This is a genomic window from Pseudomonas sp. KT_2_4 (assembly GCF_041410225.1).
Lineage (GTDB): Bacteria > Pseudomonadota > Gammaproteobacteria > Pseudomonadales > Pseudomonadaceae > Aquipseudomonas > Aquipseudomonas paracarnis.
In genome coordinates this window covers 4,265,263-4,280,746 of sequence record NZ_CP166962.1, presented here as the reverse complement: position 1 = coordinate 4,280,746, position 15,484 = coordinate 4,265,263, and the positions used below count along the sequence as shown (strand labels likewise).

Genomic DNA, 15,484 nt, shown 5'->3' with positions numbered 1-15,484 from the left:
CGGGCCAGGCTTTAACGGGGTGGCAACTGTTGCAAGCGCTCGAGGATGTCGAGCACGACCATCCGAGGTGGCCGCTCATCGGTTTCCACCACCAGATCGGCGATTTCCCGGTACAGCGGATCGCGCAGCGCCAGCAGGTCACGCAGGGTTTTGGCCGGGTCGGCAGTGCGCAACAACGGGCGATTGCGATCACGGGCGGTACGGCCCACCTGCTGCTCGACCGACGCGTGCAAATACACCACTCGACCACCGGCATGCAGCGCCCGACGGTTTTCATCGCGCATGACAGCGCCACCACCGGTCGCCAATACCACGCCATCGCAGCCGCACAGCTCGGCAATCATCGCCTGCTCGCGGTCACGAAAGCCCAGCTCGCCTTCTTTATCGAAGATCCATGGGATATTGGCACCCGTGCGCAATTCAATTTCCTTGTCGGAATCTTTGAACGGCAGGCGCAGCTCTTTGGCCAGCAAACGGCCGATGGTGCTTTTTCCAGCCCCCATCGGCCCTACAAGAATCAAATTTCGCACAGAATCAACGACTCACAGCAATCGCCTGGTTATTCATGATACGCGGAGTCAGGAATACCAGCAGCTCGGATTTTTTCTCCGCCAGCACATCGCGCCGGAAAAGGCGGCCAAGATACGGCACATCGCCCAAAAATGGCACTTTATCTACCACTTTGCTCTGGGTGTTGGAGAAAACCCCGCCAATGACGATGGTCTCGCCATCCCTGACCAGAACCTTGGCGTTGACCTCGTTTTTCTTGATCGGCGGCACGTCATTGAGGCGATTCAGGTAGTCAGGCTCATCCTTGGTGACCTTGACCGCCATGATCACATGGTCGTCGGGGGTGATTTGCGGCGTGACTTCAAGCGACAGCGAAGCCTCTTTGAACGACACCGAGGTGGCGCCCTGGGAGGTGGATTCCTGGTAAGGAATCTCGGTGCCCTTGAGGATGCGTGCAGTCTCTTTGTCGGAGGTGACGACCTTGGGCTGCGAGACGATCTCACCGTTGCCGGTTTTTTCCATGGCGGTCAGCTCAAGGTCCAGCAACAGGTTGTCGGTGATATAGGCGATCCCCAGGCCCGAGGTTCCGGCCAGCGACCCCAAGTCGACAAAGGGTGAACTGGGTGGGTTTTGCGGCGGCTCGGCACCCTCCGCCGGCGGCTTGGCAATACCGCCAACGCCGCCGTTGCCGCGGGTGAGCCGCCCACCCCAGCGCACACCCAGGCTTTTGTCGTAGTCGACATTGGCCTCCACAATCCGCGCCTCGATCATGACCTGGCGTACCGGGATATCCAGCTGCGCCACGATGCGCCGCAGCTCTTCGAGCCGCTCGCCAGTCTGGTAGGCGATGATGTTGTTGGTGCGGTCATCCACCGCCACCGAACCGCGCTCATCGGTGGCGCCCTCAAAGCCGGTCACCGACTGAAACAGCTTGGCCAGGTCGGCGGCCTTGGCGTAATTGACCTGCAGCAGCTCCCGACGCAAGGGCGCCAGCTCGGCCATCTGCTTGCGCGACTCCAGCATCAACAGCTCTCGGGCAGCCAATTCATCGGCGGGCGCCACCAGCAGCACGCCCGCCTTGACTCGCTTGTCCAAGCCCTTGGTTTGCAGTACCAGGTCCAGAGCCTGGTCCCAGGGCACATCCTTGAGCCGCAGGGTGATCGAGCCCTGCACCTCATCGCTGGTCACCAGGTTGAGCCCGGCGACATCGGCGATTTGCTGCAATACCGCACGCAAGTCGATGTCTTGGAAATTCAGGGTCAGTTTGGCGCCTGTATAGCTGACCGGCGGGGCGCTGTCGGGCGGCGGCAGTTGGATAAGGTCGAGGCGATTGGGCACAGCAGCAGCCATCGGTGCCGTGAACGCTATCCATAGCGCCACACCGAAGGACGAGAAGGTCCTTTTCATTGTTTGATTCCGTTATGAGTTGACGTTCAGCACAAGGGTTCGCGGGCGTTCCAGCCAGGCACCCTGTCCATCGGGAAACAGCTCCACCAGCTCGACAGCAGCGTCTTGAATGGCCGTGACCTGGCCATGGTCCGGCCCCAGGTAATCACCCACCGCCAGCCGATACACCCTGGCCCCAGCCCGCAACAAGGCAAAGGCCTGCGCACCACGGGACAACGTGCCGACCATTTCGAACTGGTCGAGACGCATACCCTCCAACAGTCCCCGTGGCCGGGTGAAATCCGGGGCAAGGGCCGGCCGGCCTGGAACGTGGGGTGCCTGCAAAGCGGGCGGCGTGAACGGGTCGCGCAAGGACGAGGGCTCGTAGACAAATTGCGGCCCTGGGTCGAGCACCTGGCGGGCCTTGCCGTTTTGCAGGGTGCTGCGATAGGTCTTGGCGAGCATGTTCAGACGCAACAAGGCACCCTGATGCCCGAGCGCAACATCCTGCACGGTAACGACCCGCGGCAACCCACCCAAGGCACTGACAAACGTCGCCAGGTCGTGGTAAACCCCGGACGCGCTTATCTGCATGGGTTGTTCGATATAAAGCTGCCGAGGCGCTTCATCCAGCACGGTGATGCCTTCGACCCACACCCCATGGGCAGCCGCCAGCCGGGCGATGTCTTCCAGCACGGCAGGCAGCTCGGACTCGCCGGGCAATTGCCCTAGAAGGCTGGCAAGGTTGTCTTCCATGCTCCGGACTTGCCGGGTGCGCAGCTCAAGGCTCGCGGCCAGGTCGGACTTTTCTGTGAGTTGCTGCTGCAGCGCCTGCTCCCGCGCCTCAAGCCCGTCCAATCGCTCCCGCTGCGGCCCCCCATGCGAAACCTCGCCTATCACCAGCACCAGGCCGGCCAGCGCACAGCCAAGCAGCACCTTGCCCGGCAGGGACCATTTAGCAGCGTTGTAAGAGAGCGTGGAAAAATCGAGCCTGGGCAGGCTCATGGTTGCGCCTCGCTGGATTCTCCCTGGCGCACCATCAGCTGAAATTCACTTTCGCCGCGCGCACCTTCGGCCTGCACGCGCTGCAGACGGGTCGAACTGGAACCCTGGGTTGGCTTGAGCTGCTGCATCAAACGGGCGATATCCTGGTTGCTTTCAGCCGTGCCGCGAATGCTGATGGTGTCGCCGTTTGCGACCACCTCATGCAGATGGACACCTTCAGGCACCGCACGCGCCAATTGCTCGAACAATCGAGCCCCGGAAGAGCGGGCATCGTGCAGGTCCTGAACCACCTTCATGCGTTCGGCCAGTTGCTGGCTTCGCTCCTGAAGATCGTCGATCGTCTTGATGCGCGAGTCCTGGGTGGCGATGTGCTCTTCCAGGCGGCTGTTGCGGCTTACCTGCCGGTCTATCGCCTGGTCGATCACTTGATCAGCCAACCACAATGCCGCGAGCGCCATGCAGGCAAACGCCAGCAATAGCATCAACAGGTATTTGCGCCTGCGCTCCGCCAGGGCCTGGCGCCAAGGCAAAAGATTGATTCGTGTCATCCAGCGAAACTCCTCAGGGCCAGCCCGCAAGCCACTCCCATCCCTTGGGCATCCAAGGCCCATTGTGCACCATCGACTCTGTGACCCGGCGTGAAGCTGGCAAAATCCTGAAGGCAAGCGCGCTGCAATGCAAGCCCTTCTACATCAACCACCCGCGGCACCAGCCCCGCCAGGGCCAAAACCGCCTCGCGCGCTTCGACCTGCTCGCGCAGGCACGCCGCCAGCATCACCTCCACCCACTGTGGCCCTTGAGCCGATGGCCCTTGAACCTGAAAGTCGATGGCCACTTCATCCAATGGATAAGGGATGAACTGGTCGGCTTCCATCTGGATCTTCCAGGCCATTTCCTCGTCGCTGAGGCCTGCGTCCATGTCAATCAGCCGGGTAATTACCGACGGGCCCGCAACCGCCACGGCGGCGTACCGGGCCGAGGTACCCAGGCGCGACAGCGCCTGTTGCAGCCCCCGGCCCACACCCTCAAGGTCCAGCAGGGTGCCGTCGACCACCGCGTGGGGCGCCAGCACTTGCGTGGCGTAGCCCTGGACGCTGAAACCGCCGGATGAACGGCCCAGTTCGATCAGCTTGATGCCACTGTCATTGATATCGACCCCCAACACCGTGTCGACTTTTCGCCTGAAAAATCCCTTTCCCATAAAACTCCCCAAAACTTTCCCTGTCATACCGGCTGTCATCTCGCCTGATTGCTGCCAGGCACCTTGCATTCGGTCGGCTTGTTCAAGGCTCGCGAATGACGCCCCAAGCCGAAAAATGCTTTAATGCCCAGCGTTTTTTCCCGCTTTTTATCTGCTGCCCGGGTCGATCCATCGTTTGCCATGCATGCCCCGACGCGTAACTCTTTCTTTTCTCTGGAAATCCAAAAGCCTTGATTCGTCTGCTGAAGTTTTTCGGGTACTCCATTGTCGCCATCGTCTGCGGGCTGCTGCTCGTGTTCAGCGGGGCCTACCTCTACCTTAGTCCGGGTTTGCCCTCCGTAGAGGCCCTCAGAAGTATCCAGTTGCAGATTCCTTTGCGGGTCTACAGCAGCGATGACAAGTTGATCGCGGAGTTCGGCGAAATGCGCCGCACACCGATCCGTTTCGCCGATATTCCACCCAATTTCATCAGCGCATTGCTGTCCGCCGAAGACGATAATTTCGCCAACCACTACGGCGTAGACCCCAGCAGCCTGGTGCGTGCAGCCACACAACTGGTAAAAAGCGGACACATTCAATCCGGCGGCAGCACCATCACCATGCAGGTGGCGAAGAACTTCTTCCTCACCAGCGAGCGCAGCTTTTCCCGCAAGGCCACCGAAATCCTGTTGGCGCTGCAGATCGAACGCCAGCTGACCAAGGATGAAATCCTCGAGCTGTACGTCAACAAAATCTACTTGGGCAACCGCGCCTACGGCATCGAGGCCGCGTCCCAGGTCTATTACGGCAAGTCGATTCGTGACGCCAGCCTGGCGCAGATGGCCATGATTGCCGGCCTGCCCAAGGCACCTTCGCGCTTCAACCCGCTGGCCAACCCGGCGCGCAGCAAAGAACGCCGCGACTGGATCCTGGGCCGCATGTACAAGCTGGGCAAGATCGACCAGGCCGCTTATGAAAGCGCCGTGGCCGAGCCGCTGAATGCCAGCTATCACGTGCCGACGCCCGAAGTGAATGCACCCTATATCGCTGAAATGGCCCGCGCCGAGATGGTTGGCCGTTATGGCAGCGAGGCCTACACCGAAGGTTTCCGCGTCACCACGACGGTGCCGAGCAACTTGCAGGAAATCGCCAACCATTCGGTACATGAAGGCCTGATTACTTATGACCAGCGTCACGGCTACCGCGGTCCCGAGTCGCGCCTGCCGGGCAAGACCCTGAGTGCCTGGACCACCGAATTGAGCAAACAGCGTTCGATCAGCGGCCTGGACCCGGCCATCGTTACCCAGGTATCGAAAGACGGCATCCAAGTGCTGACCCGTTCTGGCGAAGCCCATGTAGCCTGGGACAGCATGAAGTGGGCGCGCCCGTTCCTGAACACCAACAGCATGGGCGCGATGCCCAAGCAGCCCTCCGACGTGGCCCAGGCGGGTGATCTGATCCGCGTGCAACGCCAGAAGGATGACAGCCTCAAATTCAGCCAGGTGCCGCTCGCCCAGGGTGCCCTGGTGTCCCTGGACCCGCAGAACGGTGCGATCCGTGCGCTGGTCGGCGGTTTTGCCTTTGAGCAGAGCAACTACAACCGCGCTACCCAGGCCAAGCGCCAGCCAGGCTCCAGCTTCAAGCCGTTCGTCTACAGTGCGGCACTGGACAACGGCTACACCGCCGCCAGCCTGGTCAACGACGCGCCAATCGTGTTTGTCGACGAATACCTGGACAAGGTCTGGCGCCCGAAAAATGACACCAACACGTTCCTCGGCCCGATCCGTATCCGCGAGGCGCTGTACAAGTCGCGCAACCTGGTGTCGATTCGCCTGTTGCAGGCGATGGGCGTAGGCAAGACCATCGACTACATGACGCGCTTTGGCTTCGCCAAGTCGGACCTGCCGCCGAACCTGTCCCTGGCCCTGGGTACCGCAACCCTCACGCCGATGGAAATCGCCACCGGCTGGAGCACCTTTGCCAACGGCGGCTACAAGATCGCGCCTTACCTGATCGACAAGATCGAAAGCCGCAATGGCGACACCCTGTTTACTGCCAATCCGCCACGGGTACCGGGTGATGTGGTCAATGGCGTGGCGGCAACCGACGGCCTTGCGGCACCGAGCAACGGCGGTATCACCATCGAGCCGACGCCAGGCACGCCGTCGGCCGCAAACGCCAGCGCACCGGCCGAACCGCAAGCGCCAGCGGTTGCCGAGCGCATCGTGGATGGCCGTACTACCTACATCCTCAACAGCATCCTGCAAGACGTGATCAAGAAGGGCACCGGCCGCCGCGCACTGGCCCTGGGCCGCGCGGATATCGCTGGCAAGACCGGTACCACCAACGAATCCAAGGACGCCTGGTTCTCCGGCTACAACGGCGACTACGTGACCACCGTGTGGACCGGCTATGACCAGCCTGAAAGCCTGGGCCGCCGCGAGTTTGGTGGCACCGTCGCCCTGCCGATCTGGATGAGCTACATGGGCGCAGCGCTCAAGGACAAGCCGCTGCATACCCAGCCAGAGCCGGAAGGCATCCTCAGCCTGCGCATCGACCCGATCAGTGGCCGCGCAGCTTCACCGAGCACGCCGAATGCGTACTTCGAGCTGTTCAAGAGCGAAGACACACCGCCGTCGGTCAACGAACTGGGCAACGGCGCAGTGCCGGGCAGCCCACTGCCGGCGGATGAAGGCGCGCCGATCGATTTGTTCTGACCTGATCACGCTGATCGGCCGATCGTTCCCACGCTCCGCGTGGGAATGCATCCTGTGACGCTCTGCGTCACGACCTCAAAAGCAGACGCGGAGCGTCCAGGTGGGCATTCCCACGCAGAGCGTGGGAATGATCAGCCAAAGCCTCTCGTGAATCGCTACCCACAAAAAAGCCCCGACTGATCACTCAGCCGGGGCTTTTTGTTGGTGCGCTATAACGGCTTAGCCGTTGAACACATCATCCACGCTCTGCAGCGGGTAGTTCTTTGGATACGGCAGGGTAGCCACACCAGTCTCGATCGCGGCCTTGGCCACGGCATCGGAGATCAGGGTGATCAGGCGCTTATCCATTGGTTTTGGAATGATGTACTCACGACCGAATTCCAGCTTGGCGCCACCGTAGGCGTCGCACACGTCCTGAGGTACCGGCAGCTTGGCCAGTTCACGCAGGGCGTTGGCAGCGGCCACTTTCATTTCTTCGTTGATACGCTTGGCGCGAACGTCCAGGGCACCACGGAAGATGAACGGGAAGCCCAATACGTTGTTGACCTGGTTCGGGTAGTCCGAACGGCCGGTGGCCATGATCACGTCGCTGCGAGTGGCGTGGGCCAGCTCAGGAGAAATTTCCGGATCCGGGTTGGAGCAGGCGAACACGATAGGGTTCGGCGCCATGGATTTCAGGCCTTCAGCGCTCAGCAAGTTCGGGCCGGACAGGCCAACGAACACGTCGGCACCGTCGAGGGCGTCAGCCAGGGTGCGCTTGGAGGACGGATGGGCAAACATCGCCTTGTACTGGTTCAGGTCGGTACGCTCGGACTGGATCACGCCCTTGCTGTCGACCATATAGATGTTTTCCAGCTTGGCGCCCATGCTGATGATCAGCTTCATGCAGGAAATGGCCGCGGCACCGGCGCCCAGGCAGACGATTTTCGCCTCGCCCAGGGTTTTGCCAGCGATTTCCAGGGCGTTGATCATGCCGGCTGCGGTAACGATCGCGGTGCCGTGCTGGTCATCGTGGAATACCGGAATGTCGCACTGCTCGATCAGGGCCTTTTCGATCTCGAAGCACTCAGGTGCCTTGATGTCTTCCAGGTTGATGCCACCGAATGTGATGGAAATGCGCTTGACGGTGTCGATGAACGCCTGCGGGCTTTCGGAATCGACTTCGATGTCGAAAACGTCGATGCCGGCAAAGCGCTTGAACAGCACGCCCTTGCCTTCCATGACTGGCTTGGAAGCCAATGGGCCGAGGTTACCCAGGCCCAGAATCGCGGTGCCATCGGAAATCACTGCAACCAGGTTGCCTTTGCCGGTGTACTTGTACGCCAGCTCTGGGTCACGGGCGATTTCACGTACGGGTTCGGCAACACCAGGGCTGTAGGCCAGCGACAGGTCGCGGGCAGTGGCAGTGGCTTTGGTGAGCTCTACACTCAGCTTTCCTGGACGAGGATTGGCATGGTATTCGAGAGCGGCAGTTTTCAAATCAGACATATCGGCATTCCGCTTTTACTGTTGGTCGACGGACCGCCGAGGATACGCGTGTCGTAAAGTCCCTACAAGACTGGGCAGTCACAGGTGTCAAGGGCCCTGGGCTACGACTTTTGGCCAAGAGCCACGGGATACAAGGGCTCAACTGTTCACAATCGAAATAAAAAATGTCTACAATTTTTTATTCAAAGCGTCGATTTCAGCATGCGAGAGTCGGTTATTGGCAACAGCCAGCGTGCTTGGCCTTTTTTCAGGCCGCCACGGCGGGAACGATCCTGCACCCAGCCACGCGCCTCAAGGGTGCGGCCTTGCAGACCATTGAGCATGGCCGTATCGAACTGGCTGATCAGCTCGGGCGCAATGCGTAATACCAGTGAACCCTGCAGTTCAATCCAGATTCCGCCGCGATTGCGCTCGATCTTGCTGACCCGACCAGCCACCAGGGCAAACCCGGAGCGCTTGAGATTGGCCACGTTTTGCACCGGCGATTGGCGCCACAGGCCGAGCCGTGACTGGCGGGCGCTGTTTTCGGCCGCCTGCTGGCAGGCCACCAGGTCCACGTTCGGCGCCACGCCCACCTGGTACCCCAGGCCCTCGGCCAGCAGTTGCGCCTCCAGGTTCTCGCCATTGGCGCCGTAGAGGTAAGCCAGGGTGCGCCCGTAATGATCTTTGCCTTCGCGCCCCGGCACCAGGCCGACACGCCCATCACTGGCCTTGACCAACGCCTGCAGGCGCTGGCGTGCGGCGACGGCAAATGGCTCGTCTGGACGGCCCTTCTTGCCGGTTTCCGGCGCATTGAGGCCGATCATACGTACGCTGCGACCATCCTTGAGGCGTACTGTGTCGCCATCCACCACACGCTGCACCTCAACGCGGGCGATAGCTGCCGGGGCGGGGCAGAATGCATCGGCCTGAGCGGTCACCAGCCAAATTCCAGGCACAAAAAAGGCGCCCACAAGGGACGCCTTTTTCAACAGCGGGTAAAAGCCCATAAGGCTCTTGAACCTTACTCTGCTGGAGTAGCAGGCTTCTTGCCGAAAGCACCAAAGCGATCTGCGAAGCGCTGTACGCGGCCGCCGGTGTCCAGAGTTTTCTGCTTACCGGTGTAGAACGGGTGGCACTCGTTGCATACGTCAGTACCCAGTGGCTTGCACAGGTTCGAACGAGTTTCGAACTTGTTGCCGCAGCTGCAGGTGACTTGGATGGTTTCGTACGCTGGATGGATATCGGCTTTCATGGCACTTCCTCAGGCTAGCGTGCCGCCACTCGACACTATTGTCGAATACCGCACGTAATTAGGCCGCGGATTCTACCAGACCTTTTTAATCGCGCAAGCGGCGGTAATGGCCGAAAGCTCCCTTTCATCAGATATTCCTGACACACCGCCGTCAATGTGGGAGCCGGGCTTGCCCGCGAAGGCGGTGTGTCAGTCACTGCACTAGCGCTTTCGCAGGCAAGCCAGCTCCCACAAGATCCGGTTCCAGTACTGGAGACGTGACAACCCCGGTCTGCTAGGCTCCCGCCCCTGCGCCACCGCTGCCTTAATAGATGAGACTCCTCGCGTGCCCGACGCCATTTTGCGCCTAGCCCTGCCCTCGCCCCTGCGCCGCCTGTTCGATTACCGGGCCCCGCCCGGCGTGTCGCGTGCGCAGTTGCAGCCAGGCATGCGCGTGCGCGTGCCGTTCGGGCGCAGGGAAATGATCGGCATTCTGGTGGAAGTTACCGACCACAGCGAAGTGCCTGCCGAAAAGCTCAAGCCGGCTATTGCCCTGCTCGACGCCACACCGCCGCTGCCGCCCGCGCTGTTCAAGCTGTGCCTGTGGACCGCGCAGTATTACCAACACAGCCTGGGCGATACCTTGAGCTGGGCGCTGCCGGTGCTGCTGCGCCAGGGCGAACTGGCCGAAGCGCGTCAGGAGCGTTTCTGGTCGATGGCGCCCGGCGCACGCCTCGAAGACCCGCGCATCGCCCGCGCCCCGCGCCAGCGTGAGGCCCTGGCCACCTTGGCGCAGCATCCACACGGCGTGGCCCATCAGCTATTAAGCAAGCTGATGCTGAGCAAAGACAGCCTCGACCTGCTGCTGGCCAAGGGCCTGGTGCAGGTGGAAATCCGCAAGCACGCCCCGGACCCGCGCCACGAACACTGGCTGGCCCAGCCGGAGTTGCCGCTGAACCCCGAGCAACGCGCCGCGTATGAGGCGATTCGCGCCGGTTTCGACAGTTTCCACGCGTTCCTGCTAGCCGGCGTCACCGGCAGCGGCAAGACCGAAGTCTATTTGCAACTGATCCGCGAAACCCTGCAGGCGGGCAAGCAGGCACTGGTGCTGATCCCCGAGATCAATCTGGGCCCGCAGACCGTGGCGCGTTTCGAGCAACGCTTCAATGCCCGGATCGCCCTGGTGCACTCAGCGGTCAATGACCGTGAACGCCTGGAGTCGTGGCTAGCGGCGCGGGACGGCGAGGCCGACATTATTATCGGCACGCGCTCAGCACTGTTCACGCCGATGAAAAACCCCGGGCTGATCATCGTCGACGAGGAGCACGATGGCTCCTATAAACAGCAGGAAGGTTTGCGCTACCACGCCCGCGACCTCGCGCTGGTGCGCGCCCGCCAGGAAGACATCCCGATTGTGCTGGGCTCGGCCACGCCGTCCCTGGAAAGCCTGCACAACGCCTACACCGGCCGTTACGGGCTGCTGCGCCTGAACGAGCGCGCCGGCGGCGCCAAACAACCGCGTTTCCTGCGCCTGGACGTGAAAAGCCGCCCGCTGGACAGCGGGATTTCCGGCCCGATGCAACAGGCCATTGGCCAGACCCTGGCCGCCGGCCAGCAAGTATTGGTATTTCTCAACCGCCGCGGCTTTGCCCCGACGCTGCTGTGCCATGACTGCGGCTGGATGTCCGGGTGCGAGCGCTGCGATGCGCGCATGACCGTGCACCAGCGCCACGGCGAGTTACGCTGCCATCACTGCGGCCATGTGGAACGGGTACCGCGCCATTGCCCGCAGTGCGGCAAGGTGGACCTGCGGCCCGTGGGCGCCGGCACCGAGCGCGCCGAAGAACGCCTGGGCATTCTGTTCCCGGATTACCCGGTGCTGCGTGTCGACCGCGACAGCACGTCGCGCAAAGACGCTATGAACCAACTGTTCACCACCATCCACAAGGGCCAACCGTGCATTCTGGTGGGCACGCAGATGCTTGCCAAAGGGCATCACTTCCCACGGGTGACCCTGGTGTCGATCCTGGATGCCGATGGCGGGCTGTTCTCCGGGGATTTTCGCGCCAGCGAACGCATGGCGCAGTTGATCGTGCAGGTGGCAGGGCGCGCCGGGCGGGCCGAAGAGCCAGGCAGGGTGATTATCCAGACGCACCTGGCCGACCACCCGCTGCTGATTCAACTGACGGAACAAGGCTACTTTGCCTTCGCCGAGCAGGCCTTGAGCGAACGCCGCGCCGCCGGCCTGCCGCCCTTTGCGCACCTGGCGCTGCTGCGTGCCGAAGCCCACAAACCCGGGCAGGCGGAAGGCTTTCTTGATGAGGCCTGCAGCGCCGCCGAACGTTTATTGGGCGAACTGGCCCTCAGTGGCATCGAACTACTCGGCCCGGTGCCAGCGCCCATGGAGCGGCGCGCCGGGCGTTATCGCGCTCAGCTACTCTTGCAGGCAACCTCCCGCGCGCCGCTGCATCGGCTATTAAGTCGCTGGATGCTTGAGCTGGAGCAACTGCCCAGCGGTCGGCAGGTGCGATGGTCGTTGGATGTAGACCCGGTAGATTTGTATTGAGGGTAATTACGTCATCGCAGGCAAGCCAGCTCGCACATTATGAAATGTGAATACCCTTAAATGTGGGAGCGGGCTTGCCCGCGAAGAGGCCCGCAGGTCCGCCATATAGTCTGAACGGTTGGCAAGCCCGCCCTCGCCACGGATAATGCCCAGTTTTTCCACCTGCGCATCGCGCGCCGCCGCTTGCGGTCGAAAGAGAACACCATGAAAGACACCATTCGCCAGCTGATCCAACAAGCCCTCACCCAACTCGTCCACGAAGGTGTGTTGCCTGAAGGCCTGTCGCCGGCGATCCAGGTGGAGAACACCCGCGACAAGACCCATGGCGACTTCGCCAGCAACATCGCGATGATGCTGTCCAAGCCGGCCGGCATGAAGCCGCGTGACCTGGCAGAAAAAATCATCGCAGCCCTGCCGGCTGACGCCAGTGTCACCAAGGCCGAAATCGCCGGCCCTGGCTTTATCAACTTCTTTCAGAACACCCAGGCCCTGGCGTCACGCCTGGATGCTGCCCTGGCCGATGCGCGCATCGGTGCGCGCAAGGCCGGCGACAGCCAGCGCGTGGTCATCGACCTGTCGGCGCCGAACCTGGCCAAGGAAATGCACGTGGGCCACCTGCGCTCCACCATCATTGGCGACGGCGTGGCACGGGTGCTGGAATTCCTCGGCGACACCGTGATCCGCCAGAATCACGTGGGCGACTGGGGTACCCAGTTCGGCATGCTGATGGCCTACCTGCAGGAAAACCCGATCACCAGCAACGAGCTGGCCGACCTGGAAAACTTCTACCGCGCCGCCAAAAAGCGGTTTGACGAGTCTGAAGAGTTCGCCGACCGCGCACGGGGCCTGGTGGTCAAGCTGCAAGCCGGCGACGAAGAGTGCCTGGCGCTGTGGAACCGCTTCCGTGAAATTTCCCTGTCCCATTGCCAGGAAATCTACGAGCTGCTCAACGTGAAACTGACCATGGCCGACGTGATGGGCGAAAGCGCCTATAACGACGACCTGATCAACGTGGTCAACGACCTCAAGGCCAAAGGCCTGCTGGTCGAAAGCAACGGCGCCCAGTGCGTGTTCCTCGAAGAATTCAAGACCGCCGACGGCGAGCCGCTGCCGGTGATCATCGTCAAGGCCGATGGCGGCTACCTCTACGCCACCACTGACCTGGCCGCCGTGCGTTACCGCAGTGGCGTGCTCAAGGCTGACCGTGCGCTGTACTTCGTCGACCAGCGCCAGGCCCTGCACTTCCAGCAGGTGTTCGAAGTGGCCCGTCGCGCCGGTTTCGTCACCCACCCGATGCACATGGAGCACATGGGCTTTGGCACCATGAACGGCGCCGATGGCCGCCCCTTCAAGACCCGCGACGGCGGCACCGTGAAGCTGATCGACCTGCTGACCGAAGCCCAGGAACGTGCCTACAACCTGGTGAAGGAAAAGAACCCGGAGCTGGCCGAGGCCGACCTGCGTAATATTGCCCGCGTGGTGGGCATTGGCGCGGTGAAATACGCCGACCTGTCCAAGCACCGCACCAGCGACTACAGCTTCAACTTCGACCTGATGCTCAACTTCGAAGGCAACACCGCGCCGTACCTGCTGTACGCCTACACCCGCGTGGCCGGGGTATTTCGCAAGCTGGGCAAGGACTTCAGCGAAGTCGAGGGCCAGATCGCGCTGGACGCCGCCCACGAACAGGAACTGGCGGCCAAGCTCGCGCAATTTGGCGAAGTGCTCAACAGCGTTGGCGAAAAAGGCACGCCGCACATCCTGTGCACCTATTTGTACGAAGTGGCCGGCCTGTTCTCCAGCTTCTACGAGAACTGCCCGATCCTGACCGCCGACGACGAAGCCCAGAAACAAAGTCGCCTGCGCCTTGCCGCATTGGCTGGACGCACCCTCAAGCAAGGCCTGGAACTCTTGGGCCTGGAAACTCTGGAGCGTATGTAAGTTGGCTGCCAAGAAAAAACCTGCACCCAAGCGCGGCGCCAGCCGCTACCAGGCCCCGGCGAAGCAACCGATTCCGGGTTGGTTGTGGATGGCCATCGGCCTGACGGTCGGCGCATTTATCGTGTTTCTGATGAAGCTGGAGCCCGGCCAGGGCGATGACGTCAAGCGCGTCAAACAGGAGCAGCAAAAGGCCACGAAAATCGCCGAAGCCAACAAGACCGCGCCGAGCCCGACCGCACCGGTAAAGCCCAAGTACGACTTCTACACGCTGCTGCCGGAATCGGAAGTGATCGTGCCGCCTGACGCCGTGCCGGAAAAAACCCTGCCGACGCCACAAGTGCCGACCACGCCGGTAACCCCAGCGGAAGCGGCGAAAATCGACACGGCGCGCGCCCAGGCCGCGCTGGCCGGTATCACGCCGCCGCCAGCACCGCCAGTGGCTGCAACCAAGGCGGCGCCGGTGACCAAGTTCTTCCTGCAAGCGGGCTCGTTCCCGAAACAGGCGGATGCGGACCGTGTACGCGCACAGATCATTCTGTTGGGCCAATCGGTATCGGTTGAGTCCGGCACGGTGAAGGATGCGACTTGGTATCGCGTATTGGTGGGGCCGTTCAGCAACCGTGAACAGCTGACCGTGGCGCAAAAGCAATTGGCCGGCGCCGGGTTTAGCAACCTGTTGTTACAACAACGCCAGAGCCGCTGACGCATACCCACTGATCGTTCCCACGCTCCGCGTGGGAACGTGCCCCTTGACGCTTTGCGTCACAGAGCAGGCGCAGAGCGCCCAAGGCGGCATTACCACGCGGAGCGTGGGAACGATCACCACTCGTCCGCACTCCCTCCCTACGGTTGAAATCCCCCTCGCCACCCCCATATGAGTTTCCATCAGGGCATTTTCGCCCCGCTGCGTGGAGACTCTCCCCTTGACCACCATCGTTTCAGTACGTCGCCACGGCAAAGTTGTCATGGGCGGCGACGGCCAGGTTTCCCTGGGCAACACCGTGATGAAAGGCAACGCCAAGAAAGTGCGCCGCCTGTACCACGGCCAGGTGCTTGCCGGCTTCGCAGGCGCAACCGCCGATGCCTTTACCCTGTTCGAACGCTTCGAAGGCCAGCTTGAGAAACACCAGGGCCACCTGGTGCGCGCCGCTGTAGAGCTTGCCAAAGAATGGCGCACCGACCGCTCCCTCAGCCGCCTGGAGGCTATGCTGGCGGTTGCGAACAAAGACGCTTCCCTGATCATCACCGGCAACGGCGACGTGGTTGAACCCGAGCATGGCTTGATCGCCATGGGTTCAGGTGGCGGCTACGCCCAGGCTGCGGCCAGCGCGCTGCTGAAGAAAACCGACCTGTCGGCCCGTGAAATCGTCGAGACCGCCCTGGGTATCGCTGGCGATATCTGCGTGTTCACCAACCACAATCAGACCATTGAGGAGCAGGACCTCGCCGAATAAGCCCTAGGCTTATTCAGGCTTGAG

Annotated in this window: 12 protein-coding genes and 1 pseudogene; 5 read left to right on the top strand and 8 right to left on the bottom strand. The window is 61.9% G+C overall.

Annotation, left to right across the window (positions count from 1 at the left end; translation table 11 throughout):
* Positions 1-11 precede the first annotated feature (11 nt).
* The 5 genes and pseudogenes from aroK to pilM form a co-directional block, all read right to left on the bottom strand.
* Positions 12-530 (bottom strand): shikimate kinase AroK, encoded by a 519-nt coding sequence (aroK, locus tag AB9N64_RS19725; protein ID WP_071482666.1) that lies wholly within the window; start codon positions 528-530, stop codon positions 12-14.
* Positions 531-534: 4 nt separating this feature from the next.
* A pseudogene (locus AB9N64_RS19720) lies at positions 535-1,791 on the bottom strand (type IV pilus secretin PilQ); the annotation flags it as partial.
* 138 nt (positions 1,792-1,929) lie between these two features.
* The gene (locus tag AB9N64_RS19715; RefSeq protein ID WP_371359627.1) at positions 1,930-2,901 is read right to left on the bottom strand and encodes a pilus assembly protein PilP; all 972 of its coding nucleotides are present in this window, start codon (positions 2,899-2,901) and stop codon (positions 1,930-1,932) included.
* Positions 2,898-3,449 (bottom strand): PilN domain-containing protein, encoded by a 552-nt coding sequence (locus AB9N64_RS19710; RefSeq protein WP_102666455.1) that lies wholly within the window; start codon positions 3,447-3,449, stop codon positions 2,898-2,900. The genes AB9N64_RS19715 and AB9N64_RS19710 overlap by 4 nt, the downstream gene beginning before the upstream one ends.
* Entirely contained in the window at positions 3,446-4,102 is a 657-nt protein-coding gene (pilM, locus tag AB9N64_RS19705) for a type IV pilus assembly protein PilM (protein WP_371359626.1), read from the bottom strand. Before pilM ends, AB9N64_RS19710 begins: the two co-directional genes overlap by 4 nt.
* A gap of 233 nt (positions 4,103-4,335) precedes the next feature.
* On the opposite strand from pilM, the gene AB9N64_RS19700 reads away from it, so the two are divergent.
* Complete coding sequence (locus AB9N64_RS19700; RefSeq protein ID WP_371360394.1) at positions 4,336-6,798, top strand: penicillin-binding protein 1A; 2,463 nt, start codon at positions 4,336-4,338, stop codon at positions 6,796-6,798.
* A gap of 219 nt (positions 6,799-7,017) precedes the next feature.
* On the opposite strand, the gene AB9N64_RS19695 is transcribed toward AB9N64_RS19700, so the two are convergent.
* From AB9N64_RS19695 to rpmE, 3 genes are all read right to left on the bottom strand, one after another.
* Positions 7,018-8,286, bottom strand: a complete 1,269-nt coding sequence (locus tag AB9N64_RS19695; protein WP_014716577.1) for a malic enzyme-like NAD(P)-binding protein — start codon at positions 8,284-8,286, stop codon at positions 7,018-7,020.
* Between the two features lie 182 nt (positions 8,287-8,468).
* The gene (locus AB9N64_RS19690) at positions 8,469-9,275 is read right to left on the bottom strand and encodes a thermonuclease family protein (RefSeq protein WP_122301040.1); all 807 of its coding nucleotides are present in this window, start codon (positions 9,273-9,275) and stop codon (positions 8,469-8,471) included.
* 14 nt (positions 9,276-9,289) lie between these two features.
* Positions 9,290-9,520 carry a 50S ribosomal protein L31 gene (rpmE, locus tag AB9N64_RS19685; RefSeq protein WP_014716575.1) on the bottom strand — a complete coding sequence of 77 codons (231 nt, stop codon included), beginning with the start codon at positions 9,518-9,520 and terminating at the stop codon, positions 9,290-9,292.
* Positions 9,521-9,845: 325 nt separating this feature from the next.
* On the opposite strand from rpmE, the gene AB9N64_RS19680 reads away from it, so the two are divergent.
* From AB9N64_RS19680 to hslV, 4 genes are all read left to right on the top strand, one after another.
* Entirely contained in the window at positions 9,846-12,065 is a 2,220-nt protein-coding gene (locus AB9N64_RS19680; protein ID WP_038448547.1) for a primosomal protein N', read from the top strand.
* 204 nt (positions 12,066-12,269) lie between these two features.
* A complete protein-coding gene (gene argS / locus AB9N64_RS19675) occupies positions 12,270-14,006 on the top strand; it encodes an arginine--tRNA ligase (protein ID WP_014716573.1) in 1,737 nt (578 codons plus the stop codon).
* Position 14,007: 1 nt separating this feature from the next.
* The gene (locus AB9N64_RS19670; RefSeq protein ID WP_003187899.1) at positions 14,008-14,709 is read left to right on the top strand and encodes an SPOR domain-containing protein; all 702 of its coding nucleotides are present in this window, start codon (positions 14,008-14,010) and stop codon (positions 14,707-14,709) included.
* A 220-nt stretch (positions 14,710-14,929) separates the two neighbouring features.
* A complete protein-coding gene (hslV, locus tag AB9N64_RS19665) occupies positions 14,930-15,460 on the top strand; it encodes an ATP-dependent protease subunit HslV (RefSeq protein WP_003171209.1) in 531 nt (176 codons plus the stop codon).
* Positions 15,461-15,484 lie beyond the last annotated feature (24 nt).

Coding starts and splice junctions, on each gene's coding strand:
- AB9N64_RS19715 (WP_371359627.1), bottom strand. CDS start 2,901: ATGAGCCTGCCCAGGCTCGATTTTTCCACGCTCTCTTACAACGCTGCT.
- AB9N64_RS19710 (WP_102666455.1), bottom strand. CDS start 3,449: ATGACACGAATCAATCTTTTGCCTTGGCGCCAGGCCCTGGCGGAGCGC.
- pilM (WP_371359626.1), bottom strand. CDS start 4,102: ATGGGAAAGGGATTTTTCAGGCGAAAAGTCGACACGGTGTTGGGGGTC.
- AB9N64_RS19695 (WP_014716577.1), bottom strand. CDS start 8,286: ATGTCTGATTTGAAAACTGCCGCTCTCGAATACCATGCCAATCCTCGT.
- AB9N64_RS19690 (WP_122301040.1), bottom strand. CDS start 9,275: ATGGGCTTTTACCCGCTGTTGAAAAAGGCGTCCCTTGTGGGCGCCTTT.
- rpmE (WP_014716575.1), bottom strand. CDS start 9,520: ATGAAAGCCGATATCCATCCAGCGTACGAAACCATCCAAGTCACCTGC.
- argS (WP_014716573.1), top strand. CDS start 12,270: ATGAAAGACACCATTCGCCAGCTGATCCAACAAGCCCTCACCCAACTC.